This is a genomic window from Ruegeria sp. AF1 (assembly GCF_056542125.1).
This window is the reverse complement of the sequence record NZ_JBQFZG010000001.1, coordinates 581,345-607,215: the sequence shown is the minus strand read 5'-3', so window position 1 is coordinate 607,215 and position 25,871 is coordinate 581,345. Positions and strand designations below refer to the sequence as shown.

27 protein-coding genes are annotated in these 25,871 nt (G+C 58.7%); 17 read left to right on the top strand and 10 right to left on the bottom strand.

Features of this window, described 5'->3' with window-relative positions:
* The first annotated feature begins 81 nt into the window (after positions 1–81).
* The 3 genes from eno to ACR0BK_RS02960 all read left to right on the top strand — a co-directional run bounded on the left by eno (position 82) and on the right by ACR0BK_RS02960 (position 2,251).
* On the top strand, positions 82–1,359 hold the full coding sequence (gene eno, locus ACR0BK_RS02970) for a phosphopyruvate hydratase (RefSeq protein ID WP_480553725.1): 1,278 nt from the start codon (positions 82–84) through the stop codon (positions 1,357–1,359).
* 48 nt (positions 1,360–1,407) lie between these two features.
* A complete protein-coding gene (locus tag ACR0BK_RS02965) occupies positions 1,408–1,947 on the top strand; it encodes a GNAT family N-acetyltransferase (RefSeq protein WP_480517343.1) in 540 nt (179 codons plus the stop codon).
* 139 nt (positions 1,948–2,086) lie between these two features.
* Positions 2,087–2,251 (top strand): hypothetical protein, encoded by a 165-nt coding sequence (locus tag ACR0BK_RS02960; RefSeq protein ID WP_480517341.1) that lies wholly within the window; start codon positions 2,087–2,089, stop codon positions 2,249–2,251.
* On the opposite strand, the gene ACR0BK_RS02955 is transcribed toward ACR0BK_RS02960, so the two are convergent.
* Genes ACR0BK_RS02955 through mazG form a run of 3 tightly spaced genes read right to left on the bottom strand, consistent with a single transcriptional unit; the run spans position 2,248 to position 4,556 of the window.
* Positions 2,248–2,697 (bottom strand): GNAT family N-acetyltransferase, encoded by a 450-nt coding sequence (locus ACR0BK_RS02955; RefSeq protein ID WP_480517339.1) that lies wholly within the window; start codon positions 2,695–2,697, stop codon positions 2,248–2,250. The two genes, ACR0BK_RS02960 and ACR0BK_RS02955, sit on opposite strands and share 4 nt — an antisense overlap.
* Positions 2,694–3,635 (bottom strand): nucleoside hydrolase, encoded by a 942-nt coding sequence (locus tag ACR0BK_RS02950; RefSeq protein WP_480553724.1) that lies wholly within the window; start codon positions 3,633–3,635, stop codon positions 2,694–2,696. The genes ACR0BK_RS02955 and ACR0BK_RS02950 overlap by 4 nt, the downstream gene beginning before the upstream one ends.
* 54 nt (positions 3,636–3,689) lie before the next feature.
* Positions 3,690–4,556 carry a nucleoside triphosphate pyrophosphohydrolase gene (gene mazG, locus ACR0BK_RS02945; RefSeq protein ID WP_480476767.1) on the bottom strand — a complete coding sequence of 289 codons (867 nt, stop codon included), beginning with the start codon at positions 4,554–4,556 and terminating at the stop codon, positions 3,690–3,692.
* A 66-nt stretch (positions 4,557–4,622) separates the two neighbouring features.
* On the opposite strand from mazG, the gene ACR0BK_RS02940 reads away from it, so the two are divergent.
* The 5 genes from ACR0BK_RS02940 (at position 4,623) to ACR0BK_RS02920 (ending at position 8,688) form a co-directional block, all read left to right on the top strand.
* Positions 4,623–5,786: a M20 aminoacylase family protein gene (locus ACR0BK_RS02940; protein WP_480473207.1), complete on the top strand. Its 1,164-nt coding sequence runs from the start codon at positions 4,623–4,625 to the stop codon at positions 5,784–5,786.
* Positions 5,787–5,816: 30 nt separating this feature from the next.
* Positions 5,817–6,812: an agmatinase gene (gene speB / locus ACR0BK_RS02935; protein ID WP_480553723.1), complete on the top strand. Its 996-nt coding sequence runs from the start codon at positions 5,817–5,819 to the stop codon at positions 6,810–6,812.
* A 68-nt stretch (positions 6,813–6,880) separates the two neighbouring features.
* Positions 6,881–7,828: an agmatinase gene (speB, locus tag ACR0BK_RS02930; RefSeq protein ID WP_480553722.1), complete on the top strand. Its 948-nt coding sequence runs from the start codon at positions 6,881–6,883 to the stop codon at positions 7,826–7,828.
* Between the two features lie 66 nt (positions 7,829–7,894).
* A complete protein-coding gene (locus tag ACR0BK_RS02925) occupies positions 7,895–8,299 on the top strand; it encodes a DUF1499 domain-containing protein (protein ID WP_480473201.1) in 405 nt (134 codons plus the stop codon).
* A gap of 35 nt (positions 8,300–8,334) precedes the next feature.
* Positions 8,335–8,688, top strand: a complete 354-nt coding sequence (locus tag ACR0BK_RS02920) for a DUF6404 family protein (protein WP_480553721.1) — start codon at positions 8,335–8,337, stop codon at positions 8,686–8,688.
* 3 nt (positions 8,689–8,691) lie between these two features.
* Here ACR0BK_RS02920 and ACR0BK_RS02915 read toward each other — a convergent pair whose 3' ends face one another.
* Complete coding sequence (locus ACR0BK_RS02915; protein WP_480473197.1) at positions 8,692–8,982, bottom strand: hypothetical protein; 291 nt, start codon at positions 8,980–8,982, stop codon at positions 8,692–8,694.
* A 62-nt stretch (positions 8,983–9,044) separates the two neighbouring features.
* Between ACR0BK_RS02915 and prfA the strand changes: the two genes are divergently transcribed.
* The 3 genes from prfA to ACR0BK_RS02900 all read left to right on the top strand — a co-directional run bounded on the left by prfA (position 9,045) and on the right by ACR0BK_RS02900 (position 11,775).
* Entirely contained in the window at positions 9,045–10,100 is a 1,056-nt protein-coding gene (prfA, locus tag ACR0BK_RS02910; RefSeq protein ID WP_480476765.1) for a peptide chain release factor 1, read from the top strand.
* Complete coding sequence (prmC, locus tag ACR0BK_RS02905) at positions 10,097–10,942, top strand: peptide chain release factor N(5)-glutamine methyltransferase (protein WP_480473195.1); 846 nt, start codon at positions 10,097–10,099, stop codon at positions 10,940–10,942. The genes prfA and prmC overlap by 4 nt, the downstream gene beginning before the upstream one ends.
* A gap of 239 nt (positions 10,943–11,181) precedes the next feature.
* Positions 11,182–11,775: a DUF4167 domain-containing protein gene (locus tag ACR0BK_RS02900; protein WP_480473192.1), complete on the top strand. Its 594-nt coding sequence runs from the start codon at positions 11,182–11,184 to the stop codon at positions 11,773–11,775.
* A 55-nt stretch (positions 11,776–11,830) separates the two neighbouring features.
* On the opposite strand, the gene rsmA is transcribed toward ACR0BK_RS02900, so the two are convergent.
* The 5 genes from rsmA to lptG form a co-directional block, all read right to left on the bottom strand.
* The gene (gene rsmA, locus ACR0BK_RS02895; RefSeq protein WP_480553720.1) at positions 11,831–12,673 is read right to left on the bottom strand and encodes a 16S rRNA (adenine(1518)-N(6)/adenine(1519)-N(6))-dimethyltransferase RsmA; all 843 of its coding nucleotides are present in this window, start codon (positions 12,671–12,673) and stop codon (positions 11,831–11,833) included.
* An 85-nt stretch (positions 12,674–12,758) separates the two neighbouring features.
* Positions 12,759–13,724, bottom strand: a complete 966-nt coding sequence (gene pdxA / locus ACR0BK_RS02890) for a 4-hydroxythreonine-4-phosphate dehydrogenase PdxA (protein WP_480553719.1) — start codon at positions 13,722–13,724, stop codon at positions 12,759–12,761.
* Positions 13,721–14,974 (bottom strand): peptidylprolyl isomerase, encoded by a 1,254-nt coding sequence (locus tag ACR0BK_RS02885; RefSeq protein WP_480553718.1) that lies wholly within the window; start codon positions 14,972–14,974, stop codon positions 13,721–13,723. Before ACR0BK_RS02885 ends, pdxA begins: the two co-directional genes overlap by 4 nt.
* Positions 14,965–17,127: an LPS-assembly protein LptD gene (locus ACR0BK_RS02880; protein ID WP_480553717.1), complete on the bottom strand. Its 2,163-nt coding sequence runs from the start codon at positions 17,125–17,127 to the stop codon at positions 14,965–14,967. Before ACR0BK_RS02880 ends, ACR0BK_RS02885 begins: the two co-directional genes overlap by 10 nt.
* A complete protein-coding gene (lptG, locus tag ACR0BK_RS02875; RefSeq protein WP_480517319.1) occupies positions 17,127–18,227 on the bottom strand; it encodes an LPS export ABC transporter permease LptG in 1,101 nt (366 codons plus the stop codon). The genes ACR0BK_RS02880 and lptG overlap by 1 nt, the downstream gene beginning before the upstream one ends.
* A gap of 229 nt (positions 18,228–18,456) precedes the next feature.
* Between lptG and ACR0BK_RS02870 the strand changes: the two genes are divergently transcribed.
* From ACR0BK_RS02870 to ACR0BK_RS02860, 3 genes are read left to right on the top strand one after another with little or no spacing between them, the layout of a single operon-like run.
* A complete protein-coding gene (locus ACR0BK_RS02870; protein WP_480517317.1) occupies positions 18,457–19,923 on the top strand; it encodes a leucyl aminopeptidase in 1,467 nt (488 codons plus the stop codon).
* A gap of 4 nt (positions 19,924–19,927) precedes the next feature.
* Positions 19,928–20,386, top strand: coding sequence for a DNA polymerase III subunit chi (locus tag ACR0BK_RS02865; protein WP_480553716.1), 459 nt, complete (start codon positions 19,928–19,930; stop codon positions 20,384–20,386).
* Positions 20,387–20,415: 29 nt separating this feature from the next.
* The gene (locus ACR0BK_RS02860; protein WP_480517316.1) at positions 20,416–21,462 is read left to right on the top strand and encodes an aldo/keto reductase; all 1,047 of its coding nucleotides are present in this window, start codon (positions 20,416–20,418) and stop codon (positions 21,460–21,462) included.
* 67 nt (positions 21,463–21,529) lie between these two features.
* Here ACR0BK_RS02860 and ACR0BK_RS02855 read toward each other — a convergent pair whose 3' ends face one another.
* Entirely contained in the window at positions 21,530–22,516 is a 987-nt protein-coding gene (locus ACR0BK_RS02855) for a GlxA family transcriptional regulator (protein WP_480517314.1), read from the bottom strand.
* A 133-nt stretch (positions 22,517–22,649) separates the two neighbouring features.
* Between ACR0BK_RS02855 and bcoG the strand changes: the two genes are divergently transcribed.
* The 3 genes from bcoG to ACR0BK_RS02840 all read left to right on the top strand — a co-directional run bounded on the left by bcoG (position 22,650) and on the right by ACR0BK_RS02840 (position 25,871).
* Complete coding sequence (gene bcoG / locus ACR0BK_RS02850) at positions 22,650–23,564, top strand: 3-dehydrocarnitine:acetyl-CoA trimethylamine transferase BcoG (RefSeq protein ID WP_480517312.1); 915 nt, start codon at positions 22,650–22,652, stop codon at positions 23,562–23,564.
* An 85-nt stretch (positions 23,565–23,649) separates the two neighbouring features.
* Complete coding sequence (locus ACR0BK_RS02845) at positions 23,650–25,116, top strand: carnitine 3-dehydrogenase (RefSeq protein WP_480553888.1); 1,467 nt, start codon at positions 23,650–23,652, stop codon at positions 25,114–25,116.
* Positions 25,113–25,871 carry an SDR family oxidoreductase gene (locus ACR0BK_RS02840; protein ID WP_480553715.1) on the top strand — a complete coding sequence of 253 codons (759 nt, stop codon included), beginning with the start codon at positions 25,113–25,115 and terminating at the stop codon, positions 25,869–25,871. Before ACR0BK_RS02845 ends, ACR0BK_RS02840 begins: the two co-directional genes overlap by 4 nt.

Below are 25,871 nucleotides of genomic sequence, written 5' to 3'. Positions count from 1 at the left end.
TAGCGATAACGGAACCGGTTTACTTTTGGCCGGTTGCTGCTATGACGCGTGCAACAGACTGCAGCCATAGGGACAGACCTCATGAGCACCATTATTGACATCCACGCGCGCGAAATTCTGGACAGCCGGGGCAACCCGACGGTCGAGGTCGACGTGATTCTGGAAGACGGCACCATGGGCCGCGCCGCCGTACCGTCCGGTGCGTCCACCGGCGCACATGAAGCCGTAGAAAAACGCGACGGCGACAAATCCCGCTATATGGGCAAAGGGGTTCTGGAAGCCGTGGCCGCCGTGAATGGTGAAATCGCCGAGGAACTGGTGGGCTTTGACGCGACAGAACAAGTGGCCATCGACCAGGCGATGATCGAACTGGACGGAACCAATAACAAAGGCCGTCTGGGCGCCAACGCCATTCTGGGTGTGTCGCTGGCCACCGCAAAGGCGGCAGCCGATTTCACGACGCAGCCCCTTTATCGTTACGTCGGTGGTACCTCAGCTCGCGTGCTGCCGGTACCGATGATGAACATCATCAATGGCGGCGAACACGCCGACAACCCGATCGACATTCAGGAATTCATGATCATGCCAACCTCGGCCGCGAATATCCGCGAGGCCGTGCGAATGGGGTCCGAAGTGTTCCATACGCTGAAGAAAGAACTGTCTTCCGCGGGGCTGGCCACGGGCGTGGGCGATGAGGGCGGTTTTGCCCCCAACATCGCCAGCACCCGCGAGGCGCTGGATTTCATCCTGAAATCCATCGAAAAGGCGGGCTACAAACCCGGCGAAGAAATCCACCTGGCCTTGGATTGCGCGGCGACCGAGTATTACAAGGATGGTAAATACGTTCTGGCGGGCGAGGGGATCACCCTGACACCCGAAGAAAACGCAGCCTATCTGGCGGCTCTGGTCAATGACTATCCAATCATCTCGATCGAAGACGGCATGTCCGAGGATGACTGGGACGGCTGGGAAGCCCTGACCGACGCCATCGGCGACAAGGTGCAGCTCGTGGGCGACGACCTGTTTGTGACCAATCCGGCGCGCTTGGCCGAAGGGATCAAGCGCGGCTGCGCGAACTCGATGCTGGTTAAGGTGAACCAGATCGGATCGCTGACCGAAACCCTGCGCGCCGTCGATATGGCGCACCGTGCGCGTTATACCAACGTGATGTCGCACCGTTCGGGCGAGACCGAGGATGCCACTATTGCCGATCTGGCGGTGGCGACCAATTGCGGTCAGATCAAAACCGGCTCGCTGGCGCGGTCGGATCGGTTGGCCAAATACAACCAGTTGATCCGCATTGAGGAATCGCTGGGCGAGGTTGCGGAATACGCAGGCGCGTTGATCCTTCGTAAATAACGCGCTTGGCGCTAGGCTGGCCCCTGGTTTTAATCCGGGGGTCGCGTTGTGCTGAACATCATCGAACCGGAAACGCCGGACCAGATTGAAGCGGTTCGGCGTTTGTGTTGGGATTACAGGGATTTCCTGCTGGCACTGGATGAAAGAACCGCCCAGATTGTGCAGGCTTTCTACCCAAGCGAAAAATACGCCCGCGTGATGGACAACATCGACACGGAACACACACCGCCGACCGGTGGGATCAAACTGGCATTGCTGCATGGGGAACCGGTCGGCTGCGGTATGTTTCACACGTACGAACCCGGTGTAGCTGAAATCAAACGTGTATTTGTAACTGACGCAGCAAGGGGGACCGGAGCAGGCCGTGCCATCATGCTTTCGCTGATCGAAATGTGCCGAGATATTGGGTTCGACTATATTCGAATGGACACCGGCAAACCCCTGGAAGCGGCGACTCGGTTATACCTGTCTTTGGGCTTTCACTTGCGCGACGCCTATTACGAAACTCCTGAAATCGCACGCGACCACCTGCTTTTTTTTGAGATGCCGCTATTTGAGAATGGCACCCTCAGGCCAGAGAAAAGTTAAATTTTTCAGGGACATGTTCGTTTGCGGTTGAGGTGTTTGATAAAAAAATGTGGCTTATCTATTCTTATGTGTGAACTTGTTACTTATCACGCCCGCACAGAATGCCGTAGTTTGTCTTCATTGCAGAAAGGAGACTACGATGTCTGTATCCAAATTCCTTCTGATAATCGTCACAGCGTCCATCACAGTATTGTCCGCCTGCGCGGGTCCGGGAACGTATCCGATAACCGGAGAAGAGGTTTCGTCGAATGACCCGGTTCAGCATATGAATCCGGCAAATATCTTCCGCGGCGAGTCGCGCTAAAGTACCTTGCTCATCAGCATATACCTGTCGCGTTGTCTAAACCCGGTACGCAGATAGAGCTTATGGGCAGATTCATTGTTTCGGTCGACTTCCAGATGAAGAGCCATCAGGCCTGCCCCGGCAAGAGCTTTGGGCAGATCCAAAAGAACCTCGGTGGCAATGCCGCGGCCCCGAACGGCGGGGCGTATATAGATTTCGTCCACGAAACCGTCCATGCCGCCAAACTCGACTGACCAGCCAAAGGTCAGGATGATATATCCCAAAGGCGCGCGCCCGGGCCCAATCAGATAGACACAGCCATGAGGGATACCATCCAGCATGGGGGCGAGGGCATTGCGTGTCTTGTCGGCGTCCTGTGTGAGCCCGGCCTCGGTATGAAAGGCGGTGACCAGCGTCATCAGGCGATCCAGATCGTCGGGACGCGCTAGGCGGAGGGCAGCGCTCATAATCTGGCCAGCCTTTCTGTCAGCAAGGTGAAAAAGCCGTCGGCGTCGATTTCCCCCATGAACAACGCATTTGGTGCGCGGTTGGTGACACCCCACCAATCCGCAACGGTCATGCCCAAGGTCAGGTCGGACCCTGTTTCAATCTCGACATTCACGCGGCGGCCCGAAAACAGCTCGGGGCGGATCAGATAGGCGGTGACGCAAGGGTCGTGCAGGGGAGCGCCCGCGCTGCCGTATTTCTCTTTGTCGAAGCGTTCAAAGAAATCCGTCATCTCGGCCACGGCATGCCCAACCTTGCTGTCCAATGCGCGGAACGCGTCGTTTCGCGGGTTGGTCACCAGCGCTTTGTGCGTGACATCCAATGGCATGACAACAATCGGTATTCCGGATTTAAAAACGATATCAGCAGCTTCTGGGTCGACGTAGATGTTGAATTCAGCGGTGGGGGTGATGTTGCCGACTTCGAAATACGCCCCACCCATCAAGACGATTTCCTGCACGTGGTCGATAATATCGGGTGCCTTGCGAAACGCAGTCGCGACGTTTGTCAGCGGACCCAGTGGACAAAGGGTCACGGTCCCCGGCTCTTCGGCACGCAGGGTGTCGATGATGAAATCCACAGCGTGACCTTCGGCCAGGGGCATCTGCGGATCCGGCAGGACCGGACCATCCAGCCCGGTTTTTCCATGCACATGTTCTGCGGTGACAAGCGGGCGGTTCAGCGGTTTGTCGCAGCCCGCATAAACCGGCACATCCGTACGTCCGGCCAATTCACAAACGATTCGGGCGTTCTTGGCCGTAAGGGCGAGCGGCACGTTACCCGCGACGGCCGTAATACCCAGAACCTCGATCTCGTCCGGGCTGGCCAGCGCCAGCAGGATGGCGACGGCGTCGTCCTGTCCGGGATCGGTGTCGATGATGATCTTGCGAGGGGGCATAGGCGTCTCCGGGGGTCGTGAAGGTGGGACACTCGCAAGTGTCGGATCGCTTGTCTACCCGTTTCTGGTCGCGGCCAGTGTATCCACCGGCGGGAGTTTGCCATTCGCGCGATGCTCTTCCGTTTTAACTTCGTCCCACAGCGCATCCATCTCGGCCAGATCGCTTTGCGAGGGGGTCTTGCCCCGTTCGGCCAGCCGGGCTTCGACCTTTTCAAAGCGACGGGTGAACTTGGCATTGGTGCGACGCAGGGCGGCTTCGGGTTCGATGCCAAGATGACGACCCAGATTGACCATCACGAACAGCAGATCGCCGAATTCGTCTTCCAGCGCGTCAGCATCCATTTTGTCACGCGCCTCTTCCAGTTCGGCGGCTTCTTCGGTGATCTTGGCCAGAACATGGCTGGCGTCAGGCCAGTCGAACCCCACCCGAGCGGCACGTTTTTGGAGCTTATGCGCGCGCAGTAGTGCGGGCAGGTTTGCGGCCACACCGTCCAGCGCACCTTTCTGTTCCTTGCCCGCCCGCTCGGCGGCTTTGATGGCCTCCCAATCTTTGATTTGCTGGTTAGCCGACTTGTCGCGGGATTCATCGCCAAACACATGCGGATGGCGGCTGACCATCTTGTCCGACATGGTGCGCACTACGTCCTGAAAGGTGAAATGTCCTGCTTCTTCTGCCATTTGGGCGTGAAACACGGATTGAAACAGTAAATCTCCCAGTTCGCCCTTAAGCTCGTCAAAGGCTTCGCGTTCGATGGCGTCCGCGACCTCATAGGCCTCTTCGATCGTATAGGGGGCGATGGTCGCGAAATCCTGTTCGATATCCCACGGGCAGCCGGATTGCGGATCGCGCAGGCGGCGCATGATTTCCAGCAGCCGTTCGATACCTGCATCGCTGTCATGGATCAGAGGATTTTCAGCCATTGCGAACCCTTTCATTCCGGTGTCAGATGCATCCATTCCGCAGTCCCGATCAGGAGTCCACCCCAGATGCCCGTCGTCAACCGAATTGCCGATTTCTCTGCCGACATGACCAGATGGCGCCAGTATCTGCATACCATCCCAGAGTTGGAATTCGAATGCCATGAAACTGCGGCCTTTGTGGCGGAACGTCTGCGTGAGTTCGGGGTCGATGAGTTGCATGAGGGGCTCGCAAAGACCGGGATGGTCGCGATCATAAACGGGCAGGGCGACGGGCCGACGATTGGCCTGCGCGCCGATATGGATGCGTTGCCAATTACCGAAGAAACAGGCGTTGACTACGCCTCTCAGAACCCCGGAAAGATGCATGCCTGCGGTCATGACGGGCATACCACGATGTTACTGGGCGCGGCCCGTTATCTGGCCGAGACGCGAAATTTCAGCGGTCGCGTGGCGCTGATCTTTCAACCCGCCGAGGAAGATGGCGGTGGTGCTGGCGTGATGGTCGAAGAAGGCATCATGGACCGTTTCGACATCTCGCAGGTCTACGCGCTGCACAACGCGCCGGGATTTGCCGAAGGGACATTCTATACCACGCCAGGGCCGATCATGGCGGCTGTCGATACGTTCGAAGTGCATATTCAGGGTGTCGGCGGCCACGGTGCGATGCCGCATGAAACCCGTGATCCGGTTATGGCGGCCTGTGGGATTGCGCAGGCCATTCAGACCATTGTCAGTCGCAACCACTATGCGCTGGATGATCTTGTCGTTTCGGTCACGCAAATTCACACAGGCACGGTCAACAACGTGATCCCGGATACGGCCTATATCAACGGCACCGTTCGAACATTCGATCCGAACGTGCAGCAGATGGTGATGCGACGCATGGCCGAGATTGTCGAGGGGCAGGCCAAATCCTATGGGGTCGAGGCGCGTTTGGAATACAATGTCGATTACCCTGCCACCATAAATGATGCCGAAAAGGCGGGTTTTGCGACCGAGGTGGCGCGAGAAATATCCGGAGATGACCGGGTCACCGGCAATACCGGGCGCGAGATGGGGGCCGAGGATTTCTCGTACATGCTGCAAAAGCGCCCCGGTGCTTATCTGTTCCTCGGGCAGGGTGAAGGCGCGGGGCTGCATCATCCGAAATACAACTTTAACGACGAAATCGCACCGGTAGGCGCGTCGTTTTTCGCGCGAATCGTGGAAAAAGCGCAGCCGTTGAGCTGATAAAGGTTCGGGAAAGGGACTACGGAAGACATGGCACTGGAAGACGCAAGAAACCAAGTGGATGAGGCATTCACCAATCCGGACCTCAAGGGGTTGTCTTATGAAAATACGTTCGGCGGCGCGACGTCTTTTCTTCGGCGGCTTTACACCAAGAACCTGAAGGGTGTGGACATCGCCGTAACCGGCGTGCCGTTTGATCAGGCGGTTACGAACCGGCCCGGCACGCGCCTTGGCCCTAGGGCGATCCGAGAGGCCAGTGCGCTTCAGTCGCCTGATGCGCCCTATGGCTGGCCCTTTGATGCGCTGAGTGAACTGGCGATCGTGGACTATGGCGATATGGCTTATGATTATGCCAATATACCGGCCTTTCCCGACACGCTGACCGACCACATCCGGACCATTCTGACCGCTGACGTAGCGTCGGTCGCGTTGGGTGGCGACCACTATATCAGCTTTCCGATCCTCAAGGCTTATGCCGAGAAATTCGGGCCAATGTCCCTGCTGCAATTCGATGCGCATACCGACACATGGGTCGATGACGATATGTCCCGCGTGGATCACGGGACAATGTTCTACAAGGCTGTAAAGTCGGGCATTGTCGATCCGAAACGCTCGGTCCAGGTGGGTATTCGCACGACGAATGAGGATACGCTGGGCGTGAACATCATCGATGCGCGTGAGGTTTATGAATCGGGACCTGCTGCCGTGGCGCAAAAGATCAAAGACATTCTTGGTGACAGCCCCGTTTACCTCAGCTTCGACATTGACGGTCTTGACCCGGCCTTTGCCCCTGGTACGGGCACGCCGGTCTGGGGTGGGTTAAGCTCGATTCAGGCGCAAATCATCCTGCGCGACATTGCCGGGATCAATATCAAGGGCGGGGACGTGGTCGAAGTATCGCCGCCCTTTGACACCTCAGGTGCGACAGCGATTGCTGGGGCTCATGTGGCGACGCAGATCATTTGCCTGTTGGGGTGGAACAAGCTGGAAAAAGCAGAAGGGGAAACCCGCATGGGTTCACGTTAACCAACAGTTAGCCATGCTTAAGGTATGTGCTGGATCACAAGACGAACAGGGGCGGGACTATTACGCGCATGACCGAATTCAACCGACCAATTAGCGGGAATGATCTGGCTCGGTTTTCCGGGCCGAACACATTCATGCGCCTGCCGCAGGCCTCCTCGCTTGAGGGGCTGGATGTGGCGGTGCTGGGGGTGCCGATGGATATCGGCACGTCGTGGCGGTCGGGCACGCGCTTTGGCCCCAAGCAAATCCGCGGCGAAAGCGCGATGATCCGGCCCTATAACATGGCCACCAGAGCGGCCCCGTTCGACAGTTTGCAGATAGCCGATATTGGGGATCTGGCGATCAACACCTTCTCGCTGGCAGACAGCCTCAGGATCATCAAGGAAAGCTATGACGCCATATTGGCGAAAGGCGTGATCCCGGTGGCGATGGGGGGCGATCATTCGATCACCCTGCCGATCCTGCGAGCCATCAAGGCAAAACACGGGCCCGTGGCGCTGGTGCATGTGGACGCCCATGCCGATGTGAATGACGAGATGTTCGGTGAGCGTGAAACCCACGGTACCGTCTTCCGCCGCGCCTATGAAGAGGGGCTGATTGTTCCCGACAAGACGTTCCAGATCGGCATTCGGGGCTCGGGCTATGCCGCTTCGGACTTCACCGAAGCCAAGGACTGGGGCTTCCGCCAGTTCCCGGCCTGGGAGCTGTGGCAGCAGAACCTGACCCAGATCGGATCGCAGGTTCGCAAGATCATCGGGGACCACCCGGTTTACATCTCGTATGACATCGACAGCCTTGATCCCGCGTTTGCTCCGGGCACCGGCACGCCGGAAATCGCAGGTCTGACGACACCGCAAGCGCTGCAACTGATCCATGCCCTGCATGGGGTAAACGTGGTGGGATGTGACCTGGTTGAGGTTTCACCCCCTTATGATCCATCGGGCAACACTGCACTGACAGCAGCCAACCTGATCTACGAGATGCTGTGTATCCTGCCGGGTGTGACGTCGCGGTAAGACGCGGTGGAATGTCTTGCCGCCGGTTTTGTTCCGCTTAGGGTTCACCAAAAAGGATAGAACGGGATGAAAAAGGTGGCTTTGGGGGCAGTGATTGCGCTTGTGGTTGGGGCGGGCGGCTATGTCCGCCTGGCACCGTCCGACCCTACGCGGTGGCACGTCGCTTTTGTTGCAACCGAAAATCAGGATTTGCCCGGTGGTGTGGTGCGCGTTGTCGAAACCGGCTCCGACGGGTTGCAGCGTCTTGACGAGATTGCCCAAGCCACGTCGCGCACCACGGTTTTGGCAGGTTCGGTCAGTGAGGGTATGATCACCTATATCACCCGCACGAAATGGATCGGCTTTCCCGACTACACCACGGTTCAGCAGGATGGTGACACCCTGCGCATTCATGGGCGCCTGCGATTTGGCCGCAAGGATTTCGGGGTTAACAGAGCGCGAGTCGATGGGTGGTTGACTGCACTTCAATAGATTGAAATCAAGGGGAAAGTTCCTAAATTGGACGTATGAATGACTATGAACAAAAGTTCCATAATGCATTGGCTGAAATTGAGCAGGCCGGTATTAAGCAGCACATAAGAATTGATTCTGATCTTGAACGATTGAAAGCACTTGGCTTTGAACCAAGACCCTTTCTGTATTGGGCATCGCCGTTAACCAATGTTGCTGTGTTTGTCTTGCTGACCTTGATAATTGCTTCGGTTCAGGCCGGGGTAACTGTCATACTTGGTGAGAACTTTTGCCTTCCCAATATATTTGGCTTTGCAGCGTTGGCCGCCGTACCACTTACTTTGCTAACAGTCGCACTCAGACTGTTCCAACGCAGGGCATACAATTTGAGCAAGTGGGAAGACTTGTAGCGCTCAGAGAGCGTTGTCACCATCTGGCGGTGTATCCAAATTTGGCCAGTCCGAGTGTAACCCAGACGACAAACACCCCTCCTGAACCTCACGCCACATGGGAACGTTCAGGGACATCTGGCATTGCGCCGTGAACATGCGTCCGTCGACCTGAAGGCAGATCATCTCACCCAGTTCGATGCGAGACCCGGATGTGTCAGTGCAATAGCAATCCCGCGTCTTGCCATCAGGGCCGATGTAATCGGCGAATGCAGGCGTCGTTGTCAGCAGCAGAGTAATTAAAACCCGTTTCATGGCCGCAAGCTTAGCATGACGTTGCCCTTGACCAAAGCCCCCGGATGAGAGACACCGCCGGGATGATCCCCGAAGAACGTCTTGAACAGATCACCCAGCGTTTCCAGTACCTCGAGGCAGCCATGGCCGATGGCGCGTCGGGTGGTGACATAGCGGCGCTGGCCAAAGAATATTCCGACCTCAAGCCTGTCGTCGATCAGATCATGGCCTGGCGACAGCTGGTGGGAGATCTGGCCGAGGCGCAGGCGATGCTGACTGACCCGGACATGAAAGAGCTTGCCGAGGAGGAGATCCCCGAGTTGCAGGCCCGCATCCCCAAGGCGGAAAACGCGCTCCAACTGGCATTGTTGCCAAAGGACGCGGCGGATGCCCGTCCGGCGATGCTGGAAATCCGCCCCGGCACCGGCGGGGACGAGGCCGCTTTGTTCGCAAGCGACCTGTTGCGCATGTATCAGCGTTACGCCGAGGCGCGTGGCTGGAAATTCGAGATTATCGAAGAACAGGCCTCGGATCTGGGCGGCATCAAGGAAGTGGTCGCCCATATCAAAGGCGACAATGTCTTTGCGCGCCTGAAGTACGAATCCGGCGTCCATCGGGTGCAACGCGTGCCCGAAACCGAAAGCGGGGGGCGCATTCACACCTCGGCGGCGACAGTGGCGGTTCTGCCCGAGGCCGAGGATGTAGACATCCAGATAGACGCCAATGATATCCGAATCGATACGATGCGAAGCTCGGGCGCGGGCGGACAGCACGTGAACACGACCGACTCGGCAGTGCGGATCACGCATCTTCCGACGGGATTGGTGGTGACGAGTTCCGAGAAGTCCCAGCATCGCAACCGCGAGATCGCCATGCAGGTTCTGAAAACGCGCTTGTACGATCTGGAACGGCAGCGGATTGACAGCGAACGCTCGGCAGATCGTGCCAGTCAGGTGGGCTCGGGGGATCGCTCGGAACGCATTCGTACTTATAACTTCCCGCAGGGGCGCATGACCGACCATCGGATCAACCTGACGCTATATAAGCTGGATCAGGTGATGCAGGGCGATCTGGACGAGGTGATTGATGCGCTGACGGCAGACGATCAGGCCCGGCTGATGGCCGAGATGGCACAATGACGGGTCTGCAAACAGCGGCACAGGCCATGGTAGCAGCGACAGCGCGCCTGCGTGCGGCCGGTGTGGACGATCCGGCGCGCGACGCGCGTCTGTTGCTGGCCCACGCTGCACGGATTGAAGCCAGCCGGGTGACACTGATTGCCCCGGAAGAATTGCAGCCCGAAATCGCCGAGCGTTATGACCAGCTGATCTCCTTGCGTGCCGTTCGGGTTCCGGTATCGCATCTGTTGGGTGAGCGGGAGTTTTACGGCCGCAGGTTTCGCGTCAGCCGGGATGTCCTTGATCCGCGCCCGGAAACAGAAACCCTGATCGAAGCGGCGTTGAGCGAACCATTTGATCATGTCCTCGACCTGGGGCTGGGCTCGGGGTGTATCCTGATAACCCTTCTGGCCGAACGCAGCAGTTCCACGGGCGTGGGTGTCGATCTGAGCGAAGCCGCCTGCCTGCAAGCCAGTGCCAATGCGGTTCAGCATCAGGTAGAGGCGCGGATTGAGATTCTTCGATCAAACTGGTTTGAAGACATTAATGGTCAATTCGACCTGATTGTTTCCAACCCTCCATATATCTCAGTGTCTGAGATGGAAGAGCTGTCGCCCGAAGTGCGCGAGCATGAGCCGCGCATGGCTCTGACGGATGAGGGGGACGGGTTGGGAGCGTATCGTCGGATCGCGGCTGCGACCCCGGATTTTCTGTTGCCGGGCGGGCGAATTCTTGTCGAAATCGGTCCGACGCAGGCGGCAAAAGTATCAGCCCTGTTCGACGCTGCCGGGTTGGTGGATGTTCGGATCATCCCTGATCTGGACGGTCGCGACCGCGTTGTCGGCGCAAGAATGCCGGGTTGAGTGGCGGGTTTGCGGCAAAAAACGCCAACCCGAACAAAAAAGCTTGTGAAAACCCGAGATTCCTCTTGTCTGCGCCGTCAGGACATGTTTACTCAGGATTAGTCGGCGAGGTTGACGCTGTTGCAGCGCACCCCTGACGCCAAGCCCAAAAAGTCGACTTCCCGTCACGGCAAACGCCTTAGAGCAGTGCAAAACACGGGTTGAGCGACAGCGCATTGATAAGGCTGACGTAAAGTAAGATGAGATCTTCCAAACCCCGTTCGCGGGCCAAGAATAACCGCAATCGTCCTTCTGGCGGCAACGTCGTAAACCGGGTTTTTGACAGCTCGGGTCCCGAAGGCAAGGTACGTGGCACGCCGCAGCAGATTATTGACAAGTACAACCAGTTGGCTCGTGACGCTCAGCTGTCGAATGACCGCGTGGCGGCAGAAAACTTCCAGCAACACGCGGAACATTATCTGCGGATGCTGAGCGAAGCGCAGCGCGAAATGGATGCGCGCCGTGAAGAGCAGGAGCGCCAGAACCGCGAACGCCAGGCTGAGCGCGATCGTGAACGTGCCGAACGTCAGGAACGCGAAGCGACCCGTCAGGCTGATCCGGCCGAAGCACCGCAGCCTGATTTGATGGACCTGTCTCAGCAAGTTTCAGAGCCCGATAGCGGCTTGGTAGAAACACCAGAAAACAAAGAAACCCCGGTAGCTGAGGCACCGGAAGAGGCACCGCTCAAAGAAAAACCCGCGCGTAAGCCGCGCACGCGGAAGCCCAAAGCTGCACCCGAGGCAAAAGAGGAAGCACCCGCCAACACCGGGGATGCTCCAGAGGCGGCTGAGTAAAGCTGACGCCCAATGAACCAAGCCCCGAGGTCAAACTCGGGGCTTTTTTGTTTGATCAGGTTTTCTTAACTTCGCGCGCCAAAGCGCAGAACGCTTCAAGCGGGATTTGTTCGGCACGGTCCGTGGGCTTGATACCAGCAGCCAGCAGACGGTCTTCGATATCCGAGGCAATGCCTTTGAGTGAGGCGCGCAGCATCTTGCGACGTTGGTTGAAGGCGGCGGCCACGATACGTGACAGGGTGGCGGCATCGGCGGGAAAGCGTGGTTCGGGCAGGGCGGTCAGGTGGACCACGGCGCTTGAAACCTTGGGCGGCGGGGTGAAGGCCCCGGGGGGAAGCGACATGGCGATACGAGCCTCTGCCCGCCATTGAGCGAGGATGGCAAGGCGTCCATAGGCCTTGCTGCCGGGTTGGGCGACGATACGCTCGGCCACTTCGCGTTGGAACATCAGCGTCAGGCTCTGCCAGAATGGGGGCCATTCGGGCGGTGTCAGCCAACGCACCAGCAGCTCGGTGCCGACATTGTAGGGCAGGTTGGCTGCGACGCGGATTGGCGGTGACAGGTATTCAAGCGGGTTTATTTCCAGGGCGTCGCCGTTGATCACCTCGAGCCGCCCCGGATACGCAGCCGCGATGTCGTTCAGGGCGGCAATGCACCGGGTGTCTTTTTCAACGGCCACGACCTTGCGCGCGCCTTCGGACAGCAGGCCCCGCGTCAACCCACCGGGACCGGGGCCGATTTCAAGCACATCGCATTCTGACAAATCGCCAGCCTGTCGGGCGATCTTAGCGGTCAGGTTCAGATCCAGCAGAAAGTTCTGCCCCAGCGATTTGCGCGCTGAAAGCTGGTGGGTTGCGATGACCTCGCGCAGAGGGGGAAGCGTGTCTATAGCGCTCATGATCGGAATACCTTGGCGCCTGTGAAAGGGGCTGCGCCCGAGATTTTTGTGCCTCCGGCGGGGATATTTTCAGCCAGGTGAAGGATCAAGAGCTTTTTACCATGCGCCGGGCAAGTTTCAGGGCTTCGATCAGGCTGGAGGGGGTGGCGATGCCTTTCCCCGCGATGTCCAGTGCTGTTCCGTGGTCGGGTGAGGTGCGGATGAAAGGCAAGCCAAGGGTGACATTCACGCCCCGGTCGAAATCCAGCGTCTTGATCGGGATCAGAGCCTGATCATGATACATGGCGATGGCGGCGTCATAGCGGGTGCGGGCAGCGGCGTGAAACAGAGTATCCGCAGGATGGGGGCCGGTGATGGTTGCGCCCTCTGGGTTCAGATCAGCCAGCATCGGAGCAATCCAGTCGAGTTCCTCTGTGCCCATCTTGCCGCCTTCACCTGCATGTGGGTTCAGACCTGCAACTGCGATGCGGGGATGTGTGAGCCCGAACTGATCACGCAAACCGCGTACAGTGATTTCAATCGTCTCGCGCAGAAGATCAGGGGTAAGTGCCGCGGGAACCTGTGACAATGGAATGTGAATTGTCGCGGGAACGACGCGCAACCTCTCGCTGGCCAGCATCATGACAACCCGACGGGTTCCGGAAAGGGCTGCCAGAAACTCGGTATGGCCAGGAAAGGTGAAGCCTGCGCCGTCGATCAGGGCTTTCTTGTTGATCGGTGCAGTGCAAAGCGCTGCGGCCTCACCGGTCTGTACCAGTTCGGCGCCGGTTTCGATGGCATCAACCACCGACGGCGCGTTGGCCGGGTTTGGCTGGCCGAATACGTTAGGGGCGGGAAAGTCCATCTGAAGAACGGGCAGGGCCCGATCACAGATTTCAGCGACCTGACTGGGATGTTCGATTTTGGCAACCGGAGTGCCTGCGGGCAGGTGGCTGGCGTCCCCGATATAGAAAAACGGGCAGGCATCGCGCAGTTCAGCCCACGCCTTGGCCGTGATTTCCGGGCCGATACCGGCCGGTTCGCCGCAGCTGAGCGCGACGGGGCGTATCATTCCTGAGTAATGACAGCGTCAGCCCGCAGCTGTTCCACCAGACTGGCCGCAAAGGCCTGAAGACGTTGCTGCGCCAGCGCATTGGCGACATCGCCCCGAGAGGTGTCTTCGCCCAGATCCCGCGTGCGGTTGCACAGCATCAGGAACACAAGCGTCTGACCATTGTTGCGAGTCAGATTCGCCGATGCTTCGTTCCGGTCCAGCTTGGCCAATTCTACGGCAATATCACCGGGCACCTCGGAAGGCGCGGCTTCGACCCGGTCCAGAACTTCGGCGGGCTGATCCTTGGCAATGCCATAGAGATCATCACAAGTGTCGATTTCTTCTTTCAGCTTCGCGGCCCGCGAAAGGGTTTCGGCGCTGCGCCCGCCTGGCAGGTAATAGGCGGCATAATCCAACTTTGAAATGCGCGGAGCGCCGGTTGCGACTTCGCGCAAGCCACGCATCTGAAACAGGGCAACAGCGTTCGGCAAGGTGATCGGGTCGGTAATCTCACCGGTCTGAAGCCCCAGGATGACAGGTTGAAGCGCCGGGGGCAGGTTCGAGATATTCAACCAGTCCAGACGTCCACCCTGACCCCGTGTTGCGGCTGCGGAATACTGAGCCGCGGCGGCAGAAAAAGCGTCTTGCCCTTCCAGCCGCGAGATTTCTTCGGCCAACAGCTCGGTCTGGGCAACCGTTTGCGGGTTTACCGGGATGATGATTTCGGACAGCAGGACCTGCAATCCGCCACCGCCCGTCTGGCCCAGAGCGCGATCGATCTCATCCTCGGTCGGGCGGGCCTGCGACAGATAGCGCGAACTGATATAGTCGCGCCATGCCAGTTGATCGGCGACATAATCCCGGACCGTTTCCGGGTCGACGCCCGCGTCGCCGAGAAGTTTTAGGAATTGTTCGGATGACAATTGTCCGCGCGAGGCGAATTCGTCGATGCCCAGTTGAACGGCCTCGGGCGTTGCTTGCACGCCGGCGTCACGCATGACCTGCCTGCGCAGTTTTTCATCAATCAAGGCATCCCTGACGTCAGCTTCGCTACCACCGGGCAGGCCCAGAACATTCAGGAATTGCAAGCGCTGTTCAAGCTCATACCAGGTGACAATGTCCTGATTGACGCGGATCGCGGGTGAGAACAGGCTTTGCGCGCCGCCCTGAAGAGGCGCGATTGCAAAAACTGCGGCAACTAGTGCCGGTGTGACCGGCTTAAGCCAACCGGAACCGAGAAACCTGGAGAAACCTAATATCAACTGCATGTTCTCTTGTATGTCTTGCCACCGCCTTCAAGGGCGTACCCTGTCAGAGAAAGGGTAAAGCCGAATTCTGTCGAAGGCTCAATAGTGGATGTTGAAGTAAAGCGCCGACTTACGGACATGTTAACCTGAACACATTCGTTCTGGTAGGTCACGCCCAGACCCAGCCGGATCGGTTCCGACTCGGCCAGATCGTAGCGCGCCAGGGCATTTGTCAGCCAGTTCTGATCGACCTGGTAACGCCCGAGCAGCAGAATTTCCGAGATTTCTTCGGTGATGTTTTCCGCCGGGTCCGGTTCCTGCCAGATATAGCTGCCAGACAGGCCGGCATATTTGGATGCCCATGCGCCGCGCAGCTCGGCTTTGACAAAGCTGAAATCACCGTCGATCAAACCGCGCCCGGCAAGTGACCAGCCATTGGCCGTGCTGATCTGCCCGGCCACCAGCAAATCCGACGATGTGCCCTGCAACCCCGATGTCAGCGTGAAATTCGGATCGGCGTCAGCACGAAACACCTGACCCACGGTCGCCTGGGCCTGCCAGCCACCCGCGCTATACCGAGCCCAGTTCAGGCCAACCACGCCGGTGGCGCTGTTCTCGCGCTGATCTTCAGCCGGGAAACGCGACAGGGATAGAAGGTTGCCCTGATCGAATTCCTGAAAGGTACTTTCATCATTCGGAACATCGGTGTCCGACACATGTGTCCATCCAAACTGTGCGATCGGTTCGAGGAACTGAACTGCCCCCGACTCCTCGCGCCGTGTCATTGGATAACGGAGTGTCAAAGCCGCACGCGGTGTAGATCGGGTCACGTTGTCTGGATAGTTGCTGTCGTGGCGGACGTTGAAAGTGTCAACCGACGCCCCCAGCGTCGTATCGACCCGCAGCCCCGACGCGAACGTCCAGCTGCGTAACCATTCGGCGTCGAAGGTGGCCCGTGCAATATCCCGGCCAACAACATCTGTGTTGCTGGTACGTTCGTGCGCGTGGCCGATGAAAGCCAGCCGAACCTCGCCGCCCAGTGTGTTGGGAAAATAGCGTTTTTCATAGTTGAGATCGAAGACGCGGGACGGGATCTCGTCCTGATTTTCGCTGTCCCGCAGTGTTTTGTAATAGATCAGGCTGGTTTTGAACGCGCTGTCGCGATTGATCCTCTCCAGCGCGATTTCACTGCGCAAACGGTCCAGATCCGGCAAGCCATAGTCGGCCAGGTACGCATCGTCGGATGTGGTTTCCAGATTGAAGGTCAGACGAAAATCGTTCTTCAGATTGAACCAGCCGGTGGCAAAAAGGTAGCCGCGATCCTGATCGGGTTGCACATCATCCCGTGTATAAGCGCCTTCCACCTGAATGCGTCCGTTCACAAAGGCTTGACGATAGCGGTATCCCAGCGTTGTCGTCTTGGCTGAGACGTAAGGAGTAAGTGTCAGGTCCTTGTGATCGCCAAGTTTAAAGAAATAAGGGACCTGAACTCCAGTGCCCAATTGCGACGTGCTGCGGATCGAAGGAACCAGAAATCCGGTTGCCCTCTCTAGCGTTGGGTCGGGCAAGCGCAGATAGGGAAAGTAGAATACCGGATAATCCAGCACCCGAAGCTGCGCGCCTTCGAAATATAGTTGCCGTTCCAGTTGATCATGCGTGACTTTGCGCGCCCTGATCTGCCACAGAGGCGGCCTGCCGTCGGTGCAGACATGACAAGATGTGGCCGAAACCTTGCTGAATTGCGTATAGCGACCTGCGGTCCGTTTCGCCTGAACCGAGGCGATTTGTACCTGCTGTTCGAACACCATGCGTGCGCCGATCAGCAGTCCGTTCTGAATTCCGCTGTCCAGTTGCCCTGAATCCGCCAGTAGCGTGGTCTGGCCACCCTGATCGATACGAATGGGGCCTTCCAGTATCAGCTCGCCGGTCTCGCGGTCATAAGTGATGCGATGAGCGGACAATTTGGTGTCGCCCTGAAAGGCTTCGACATTGCCTTCTGCCACAAGTTTATGTTCAGGCGTGATGAAAACCTTGTCGGCCACCAGCAAGGCGGGCTCTTGCTGCGCTTGTGTGCCCTGTGGCTGTGGTTGACCTTGAGAGGTCTGTGCTGCAAGTCCCGCCGGGACGGACAAAGCGAGCGCACTGGTAAGCAACACATGAATAATATGCCGCATCAGCCGTCCTCCGCATGCAGAAGCAGACCAAGAGACAACAGAATTGCGGCAAAGGGCGGTGCCCAGGCAGCGATATAGATGGGCAATTGTCCGTTTTCCCCGAGGATTTGCGCAAAATTGCGCACGAAATAGATGGCAAATCCAAGCAGGACGGCTGTCAGGACGGCGATCCCTGTGCCGCCGAACCGAACGTGGCGCATGGTGAAGGCGGCCCCGATCAGAACCATCGAGATCAGAAACAAAGGCCGGGCAAGCTGAACTTGCAGCCAGACCTCATATTGTTTGGTCGAAAATCCCGCCTCGCGCAGGTCGCTGATCAACTGGGGAAGGTCATAAACCGAAACCGAATCCTGTTGTCCCAATGTGTCCATGATCCGCTGTCGGGTCAGCGAGGTCGGCAGCTCCAGACGCTCGTGTACAACTGAATTGGATTCGGGGTTTTGCCCATCCTGCAAGGCCCAGGTTTTTGCCTGATACAGAACCCAGTTCCCATCTTCCAACTCGGCCCGGTTTGCAACGATCTGCTGGGTCGGTTTGCCATCCCGCCCAAAGGTGATGACGGTTACACCGTCCAGCCGCAGCTTGTCTTGGTTCGACGTTGACCGGGCGTGGATAACGGCCTGTCCGTTTTCGGCGGACTGGCGCAGCCACAGGCCCTCGCTGCTGATCGAAAGGGCCGAACTGCCGTTGTTTCGGTATGAATCCGACAGGCGGCGGAACTCTTCGGATGTGGCCGCTGCGATGGGGTTCAACAATGCAACGGCCAGCGCGCCAATGATTAGCGACAACAGGACAGGGGCGACCAAAGCGCGGATGCCCGAGCGGCCAGTTGCACGGGTCACCACAAGTTCTGATGTGCGTGCCAGCCCGACGAACAAGGCGATGGTGGACAGGATAACCAGCAGAGGCAGCATTTCGCTGATGGCGGCTGGTGTATTCAGGAGCGTAAGGTGCAGCAACTGGGCAAATGACAGGTCGAAATCGTCAAAGCGGCGAATCTGTTCGATCAGATCGATGAGAATCATCAAGGTCAGGAAAATACCTCCGATGACCATGAAGCTTTGCAGGAACCGGCGAGCGAAATAACGGTCCAGGATCATAGGCACGACCCCGCAGTGCCTGTAGTGCGAGGCTTCGGGCCGATATCGCGCCTGCGCAATGCTGTGCGCGATGGCGTATGCCTGCCCTCTCGTACCACGTCTTTCTCCCCCGAGCCTGCCGGTCATTTTTTCGGGACCTTAATGCAATTGAAAGGCAGGGAAAACTGCTATCTGGTCAACGCGTGCCCTGCGGGCTAGGTCTTGGGGAACAGAATTCGAGGAGTGTACAATGAGCAGTCTGATACCGATCCGTTTTCAGGAGTTTGACCTGGAGGCTATGGCGCAGGCCGGAGGGCGCGTCGCCATCATCATTCCGGATGACGGTAAGATGGGCCCGGCAGCCCGCAAGGCGAACCGTCTGACAAAGGGCGGGTTGGCGCGGCTTGTTGAAAGCGAGAGTTTCAGAAAGTCCAAGACAGGTGATGTCATCTCGATGGCATGGCCCGCCGGAATGGCGGCTGAGGCGCTGGATGTTCTGGTTCTGCCACGTCGCCCCGAGGCCGCCGAAGCCCGCAAGGCAGGTGCGGCGCTGGCTAAGCTGGCAGGCGGCAAGGACATGCTGGTGATGGTGGGCAATCAGGCGCGGGCCGAGGATCTGGCACTGGGGATTGTTCTGCGCAGCTATGAATTCGACGCGCATAAAACCAAGGAAAGCCAGAAGGCCGGTACAGTGACAATCAGCCACGCAAAGCCTGCAGAGATCGAGGCAGATTTTGCACCTCTCTATGCAATTGCTGATGGCGTTCGGATGACGCGCGATCTGACCAATGAACCGGCAAATGTTTTGACCACTACCGAATTCGCGGACCGTCTGGTTGAGATGCAGGAGCTGGGTCTTGAGGTCGAAGTGCTGGACGAAGACAAGCTGGCCGAGTTGGGAATGCGCACATTGCTAAGCGTCGGGCAGGGCTCGGACAGCCCTTCGAAAGTGGTGGTGATGCAGTGGAATGGCGGGGCCAAGGACGACGCGCCTCTGGCTTTGGTCGGAAAAGGCGTAGTGTTCGACACGGGTGGTATCTCGCTCAAACCAGCTGCTGGCATGGAAGAGATGACCATGGACATGGGCGGAGCCGGAGTTGTTGCGGGCGCCATGCGCGCGCTGGCCAAGCGCAAGGCAAAAGCCAATGTCGTGGGGCTGGTTGGTCTGGTCGAAAATATGCCCTCGGGTAACGCCACCCGTCCGGGTGATGTGGTCAGGTCTATGAAAGGTGATACGGTCGAGATTATCAACACTGACGCCGAGGGCCGCCTGGTTCTGTGTGACGTGATGTGGTACGCGCAGGAACGGTTCAAGCCGGTCGGCATGATCGACTTGGCAACTTTGACCGGTGCGATCATTATCGGGTTGGGCCATGAGAATGCTGGTGTCTTTTCGAACAATGACACATTCTGCGATGCCTTTCTGAAATCAGCCAAGGCCGAGGATGAAGGCGCCTGGCGGATGCCATTGGGCGATGCCTATGACAAATTGCTGAAATCGCGCATTGCCGACATGAAAAACGTGGGCGGTCGTCCCGCGGGTTCAGTCACCGCCGCGCAATTCCTGCAGCGTTTCGTGAAAGAGGAAACGCCGTGGATTCACCTGGATATTGCGGGGGTCGCCTCGGTTGCCGACGAGACATCTTATGCGCCCAAAGGCGCCACCGGCTGGGGCGTACGCGCACTGAGCCGGTTTGTGCAGGACAATTTCGAGTAGGCATATGGGCGCTGTCTATTTCTACCACCTGACCCGCCAGCCGCTGGAGCACACCTTGCCTGCGCTGCTGGACAAGGCGCGGCAATCCGGGTGGCGGATAGCCGTGCGGGGTACTGACCCTGCACGGATGGACTGGCTGGATGAAAAACTTTGGCTGGGACCCGAGGACGGGTTCCTGCCCCATGGTCGCGCAGGCGGTCCGCATGACGCGGACCAGCCGATCCTGCTGACCACCAGCGCCGTGGCGGGAAATGGCGCGACCTGCATCATGGCCGTGGATGGAGCGCCGGTCGAGGCGGAAGAAGTCGCCGCGCTGGAACGGGTTTGTATCCTGTTCGATGGCAATGACGACATGGCTGTACAACACGCGCGCGGGCAGTGGAAAGCGCTGACGGATGCCGGATGTTCCGCACAATACTGGTCGGAGGAGTCCGGGCGGTGGGAGAAAAAGGCCGAAGCCTGACCGGCCCGCAATTTTCAGGAGATACGACGATGCAGAAGAAGCCTTTGGGCCGTACCGGAATTATGGTGAGCGATCTGTGCCTTGGCACGATGACATTTGGCTCTCAAACATCTGAAACGGATGCGCACCGGCAGATGGATATGGCGCTGGACGCGGGGATCAACTTTGTCGACGCGGCCGAAATGTACCCGGTGAACCCTGTCGCGAAGGAAACGATCGGGCGCACCGAAGAGATTTTGGGAAACTGGAATGCCGCCAATCCTACCCGCCGGGGTGATTATGTTCTGGCGACCAAGCATTCCGGCGCGGGGCTGTCCTTTGTCCGTGATGGTGCGCCGATCACCGCCCGCACCATACCCGAAGCGATTGAGGGGTCTTTGCGACGATTGCAGACCGGGTACATCGACCTCTACCAGTTCCACTGGCCCAATCGGGGCAGCTATATGTTTCGGCAGAATTGGGATTATGCGCCGTCTGGCGAATACACAGACGAAGTGCTGAGCAACATGCAGGAATGCCTTGAGGCACTGCAGGCTCAGGTGGACAAGGGCAATATCCGTGCCTTTGGCCTGTCGAATGAAAGTGCTTGGGGAACCGCGCAATGGCTGCGGCTGGCCGAACAGATGGGGGCGCCGCGTGTGGCATCTGTGCAGAACGAATATTCATTGCTGTGCCGCCATTTCGACACCGACCTGGGTGAGTTGAGTGTGCATGAAGATGTTGGGCTGATGGCGTTTTCCCCTTTGGCAGCAGGATTTTTGACCGGAAAGTACCAAAACGACTGCGTGCCCGACGGATCGCGTATGTCATTTGTGCCAGAGATGGGCGGCCGGAAATCCGGTCGTGTTTTCGAGGCGGTTGCAGCTTATCTGGACATCGCCGCGCGGCATGGTCTGGATCCGGTGCATATGGCGCTGGCGTGGTGCCGGACGCGCCCTTTCATGATGTCGGCAATCTTCGGGGCCACGACCGTCGCGCAGCTGGATCATCTTCTGGCGGGCGTGGATCTAGAATTATCCAAGGATGTGTTGGCCGAGATCGGCAGGGCGCATCGGGCGCACCCGATGCCGTTTTAGGGGCTCTGGCCCCGTCGCCTTTGGCGACGCCCCCGGGATATTTTTGGCCAGATGAAGGGGGATCCGGTCAGTGATGGGTGGGATGCGCGCGTTCGTGTCTCAGGTCGCGGGCCGATTGACCGTGGGCGGTGCGGAAAGCGCGGGCAAAGCTGGATTGTGAGGCGAAGCCGGTGGCGAGTGCCACATCCATCAATGGCATGTCGGTGTCGGTGACCAGACGGCGGGCCTCGGCCAGGCGCAGTTGCAGATAGTGGTCCTGCGGCGTGGTGTTCAGGCGCAGGCGGAACTGTTGTTGCAGCGTCCGTGGGCTGGTGCCCAGGCGGTCTGCGATAAAGGCCAGCGGCAGGGGATCATCCAGTGACGCCTGCATCATCGAGTTGGCCTTGGCCGTCAGCGCTGTGTGGCGATGTGGCGCGCCTGTGCGGCTTTGCGGTTTTCCGGGGTCCGGAGCGCCATCGTAAAGGAACAGGCCTGCAACGCGCGCGGCGAAACTTGCGCCGTGACGGGCGGCGATGATGTGCAGCATCATTTCTACAGCCGGAATTGCGCCACCCGAAGTCAGGCGGTTGCCGGAAACGGTGAAGCGATCAGTGCGCACATCAACTTCGGGAAACCGGGTGGCAAAATTTTCGAGGTCTTCCCAATGGGTTGTTGCCAGATGGCCATCCAGTAGCCCGGCCTCGGCCAGGAGCCACGGGCCGCCATCAATGCCTGCCATCGTTGCGCCTGTGCCCGCGATGCGCCGCAGACCAGCCAGCAGGCTGGGGGTGGCGTGGCGGGCCAGTTGGAAACCGGCGACCACGATCATCAGGTCGCAGGATTGCAACCGGGCCAGTGGGATACCGGGCACTTGCAACGCACTGGTAAGCACCGCGGGTTCTGGCGTCGCGGTCACATAGTCCCAGTCAAAGGCCGGGCGGTCCGCCAGACGGTTCGCGGCCCGCATCGGGTCCACCGCAGAGGCAAAGCTGAGCGTGTTGCATTCGTCCAGTACAAGCACCGCAGTTTTTAGGGCGCGGTGTTCCGGTTGCAGTATGTTTTTTGCGGATTTCATCAAGTTTGATTCGCATATTGCCAAGTGGGTTTCCCAAAGCTGCGCCAGAGTCGGGTCAGAACGCAAATCGGAATCCGGGGAAAAGCCTGGGGAAAACCCAAGGCAGAACCGGGTATAACTTGGGGAAAACACCATGCCTCTGGAAATGAACCGCGAAGTCTTCATTACCTGTGCCGTAACCGGCTCGGGCGGAACGCAGGACCGCAGTCCGCATGTGCCGCGGTCACCGCGGCAGATCGCCGACAGCGCGATTGCCGCCGCCAAGGCCGGGGCGGCAGTGGTTCACTGCCACGTGCGTGACCCTGAGACCGGCGTGCCAAGCCGCCGGCTGGATCTGTATCGCGAGGTAACGGACCGCATCCGCGACGCTGATGTGGACGTCGTATTGAATCTGACGGCCGGGATGGGCGGCGATATCGTGTTCGGCGGTGTTGAAAACCCGTTTCCAGTGGCCGCGGGCACGGACATGGTCGGAGCATCGGAACGCGTGGCGCATATTGCAGAATGTTTGCCCGAAATTTGCACCCTGGACTGCGGCACAATGAACTTTGCCGAGGCAGATTATGTTATGACGAATACGCCCGGAGCATTGCGCGCCATGGGCAAGATGATGACCGATCTGGGTGTCAAGCCCGAGATCGAAGCCTTTGACACTGGCCACCTGTGGTTTGCAAAGCAACTGGTGAAGGAAGGGATTCTGGCACCCAACGCTCTGGTCCAGCTGTGCATGGGGGTACCGTGGGGCGCGCCGGATGATCTGAATACCTTTATGGCGATGGTGAACAACGTGCCGGATGACTGGACCTTCAGCGCGTTTTCGCTGGGACGGAACGAGATGCCGTTTGTCGCGGCTTCGGTTCTGGCGGGCGGCAATGTGCGCGTTGGGCTTGAGGACAACCTGTGGCTGGATAAGGGCGTAATGGCCGAGAACTGGCAACTGGTGGAACGTGCAGGATCCATCATCGAGAATATGGGCGCGCGCGTGATCGGCCCTGACGAAGTCCGTGCGAAGCTGGGGCTGACCAAGCAGGCACCTGTTGCAAAATAATGGACACGCAGGTTTTTGGGGGCCAGCCCCCAAGCCCCCGGAGTATTTCTAAAAAGATGAAACATGAGCAGCCAGTAGGTGGGGAATCATGAAAACGGCGGCAATTATTGGGGGCGGAGTTATCGGCGGCGGATGGGCTGCGCGGTTCCTGCTCAATGGCTGGGATGTGCGGGTGTTTGACCCTGATCCCGAGGCGGAACGCAAGATTGGCGAGGTGTTGGACAACGCAAGACGGTCCTTGCCGGGGCTGAGTGACGTTCCGTTGCCAGCCGAGGGTGCGCTGAGCTTTCACAGCGACATGGCCGAAGCGGTTAAGGGTGCGCGTTGGATACAGGAGAGCGTGCCGGAGCGTCTGGATCTGAAACTGAAGGTTTACAAAGGCTTGCAGGAGGCTTGCGATCCGGGCGCGATCATTGGATCCTCGACAAGCGGGTTCAAGCCGTCCGAACTTCAGGACGGAGCGCTGCGCCCCGAGCAGATCGTGGTGACGCACCCCTTCAACCCGGTTTACCTGCTACCTTTGATCGAGCTTGTACCAACGGACAAGAACCCGCCCGAGATGATCAAACAGGCCCAGGACCTGTTGAAATCGCTTGGGTTCTTCCCGTTGCATGTCCGAAAAGAGATCGATGCGCATATCGCCGACCGGTTCCTGGAAGCTGTCTGGCGCGAGGCGCTTTGGCTGGTCAAGGATGGCATCGCGACAACCGAAGAAATTGACGAGGCCATCCGTATGGGTTTCGGCATCCGCTGGGCGCAGATGGGTCTGTTCGAAACCTACCGCGTGGCCGGGGGCGAGGCGGGGATGCGGCATTTCATGGCGCAGTTCGGGCCTGCCTTGAAATGGCCTTGGACCAAGTTGATGGATGTTCCCGAGTTCACTGACGAACTGGTCGATTTGATCGCCAATCAATCTGACGCACAATCCGGGATGCATTCGATCCGAGAGCTGGAGCGCATTCGCGATAACAACCTTGTCGGTATGATGCGGGCCCTCAAGGCGCAGAATTACGGCGCGGGTGCGGTGCTGAACCAACATGATGCACGGTTGAAACCCGGAGCGCTGCCGACGCTGGATCAAGCGGACCTGAGCCAGCCCATCCTGACCCTGTCGCGGGCTGTTCCTCTGGACTGGACGGATTACAACGGCCACATGAACGAAGCGAAATATCTGGAAGCCTTTGCCGCCGCCACCGATCGGTTCATGGAAATCATTGGATGCGATGCGGATTACATCGCCTCGGGTGGCAGCTATTTCACGGCGGAGAACCATATCCGTTATGTGGATGAAGCTCATGCTGGTGCCAAAATCGACGTGCGCACGCAGATGCTGTTGGGGCAGGGGAAGAAGCTGCACGTGTTCCACAGCATGTACGAGGGCGACAAGCTGCTGGCCACGGGCGAAAGTTTTCTGCTGCATGTCAGTCTGGAAACCCGTCGCCCCAGCCCGCCATCTGCTGAAATTGAGGTAGCTATGACGCGGGTTGCCGAGGCTCAGGCCGGGTTGCCTTACCCCGAAGGCGCAGGCGCGGCGATCAGGAAGCCTTCATGACGCGCCGGGTTCTGGTGACGGCTGGCGCGTCAGGCGTCGGCCGGGCCATGGCCGAGGCGTTTGACGCTGTTGGCTATGACGTCCGGGTCACGGATATCGATCAGGCGGCGTTGGATTCTTTGCCCGAACATTGGACCAGGCACCGAGCGGATGTTGCGGACGAGGCTGACATGCGCGCGGTATTTAACGCCATCAGGTCGACGGGCGGGTTGGATGTGCTCTGCGCCAATGCCGGTATTGCCGGCCCGACAAATGCTATTGAGGAAATTGATCTGGACGCGTGGCGTGCTTGTGTCGCGGTCAATCTGGACGGTGCTTTTCTGGCGGCAAAATATGCAGCGCCGCTGATGAAATCGGCGCGGGCGGGCAGTATAATTCTGACCTCGTCGACAGCCGGGCAGTATGGCTACCCGTTCCGTGCGCCCTATGCGTCGGCAAAATGGGCCGTCATTGGGTTGATGAAGACGCTGGCCATGGAGTTGGGGCCCTATGGCATTCGTGCCAATGCCATTTGTCCGGGCGCAGTTGAAGGCCCTCGGATGGAAGGCGTCCTGACCCGTGAAGCCGCAGCCAAGGGCATGACCCGTGACGAGGTCTATCAGGGCTATGCCTCTGGCACCTCAATGGGGCGCTTCATCGAAGCGCAGGATGTCGCCAATATGGCAGTATTCCTTGCCTCGGATGCGGCACGTCTGGTTTCAGGTCAGGTGATCGCGGTGGATGGTCACACGGTCAACCCGGACCCGAAACTGTAA